The organism is Polaribacter sp. Asnod1-A03 (assembly GCF_045063585.1).
GTDB lineage: Bacteria > Bacteroidota > Bacteroidia > Flavobacteriales > Flavobacteriaceae > Polaribacter.
Window position 1 is genome coordinate 1 of the sequence record NZ_JBEFOE010000007.1, and the last position, 1,302, is coordinate 1,302.

The window sequence follows — 1,302 nt, forward strand, 5'->3', positions numbered from 1 at the left end:
TGTCTCGTCCTGAAATATGGCTACAGGTTAAAATTTATTTTTAAGCTGATAATTTATATACCATATTCGGTGTTTTATAACCTAAAGATAAGTGTAATCTTATTTCGTTGTATAAATTAATTGCATTTTTTGCAGCTCTCTTTGCGTGAGCTTTGTTATCAAAGGTTTGGTCGAGATAAAACTCATCTTTTAGAATTCCATTTATGCGTTCTGCCATAGCATTTTCGTAACAATGATTTTCTTCAGTCATACTAATATTTATCTTTTTTCTTTTAAGTATTTGTGTATATACATTGCTACAATATTGTATTCCTCTGTCCGAATGATGAACAAGTTGTTTAATGTTTTTAGCTTGATAAATGGCTTTGTTTAAAGCTCTTACACAACCTTTTAATTCTAGGCTGTCACTAAGGTCGTAACCAACGATTTTCCTGGAATGCATGTCAGTTATTAAGGCTAAGTAACAAAAACCTTTTACTGTTCTAATATAAGTTATATCACTAACCCAAACTTGATTAGCTCTAGTAACCTCTAAGTCTTTTATGATGTTATTATACTTATAAAAACGATGATACGAGTTAGTAGTTCTAGCACTTGTTTTCTTTCTAAGAGTTAGCATTTGGTGTTTTCTAAGGACATTAAACAAAGTGTCTCTACCCACCTTAATATTGGCTTTAGTAAAATTTACATCTAATGATTTCACAAGTTTTCTCACACCTTCTCTAGGAAGGGATTTACGTCTTTTACTAACAATTTCAATAATCTGTTGTTCTAGTTTTAAACGATTATCAGCTCTAGATTTGTATTTATAATACGCATCACGTTTAAGTCCAAAACAATGAGTTATAGTGGTTAAAGAGGCAAATCCCTTAGATTTTTCTTTGGCTTTGGTTAAGGCTTTATACTTAGCTTTTTTTTTAGTTCAGCAACAGATTTATAGCCTAGATCTTCAGCAGCTACTTCAAGATAGGAATCTAATACCATGGTATCTAGATCCTTTTTAAGTAATAGTTTTTTAAGTTGCTGAATCTCTTTTTGAAGTGCTTTAATTCTAGATATTTCGTCTTTTGTTTCCACTTTTACTCTGGTGTTCATTAAGTCTTTACGATTATACTTTTTAATCCACTCATTAATCGTTGTGGGTGCAATAGAGTAGAGCTTACAAAGTTCGCTTTTTGTGTGTTTACCTTTACTGAGTTCATCAAGAATTTTTAGTTTAAAAGGTTCTGAATACCGTCTAATTACTTTGTCATTTTTGTACATAATGTTTAAAATTATGTAGCCTTTATTCAGGACGGGTCA

At 31.0% G+C, this 1,302-nt stretch carries 1 protein-coding gene and 1 pseudogene; both read right to left on the minus strand.

What is annotated here, in order from left to right; genetic code table 11:
• Nucleotides 1–40 precede the first annotated feature (40 nt).
• Nucleotides 41–871: pseudogene (locus ACJJVY_RS00110) on the minus strand (IS3 family transposase); the annotation flags it as partial.
• 20 nt (nt 872–891) lie between these two features.
• On the minus strand, nt 892–1,263 hold the full coding sequence (locus ACJJVY_RS00115) for a transposase (RefSeq protein WP_116822553.1): 372 nt from the start codon (nt 1,261–1,263) through the stop codon (nt 892–894).
• Nucleotides 1,264–1,302: the final 39 nt, after the last annotated feature.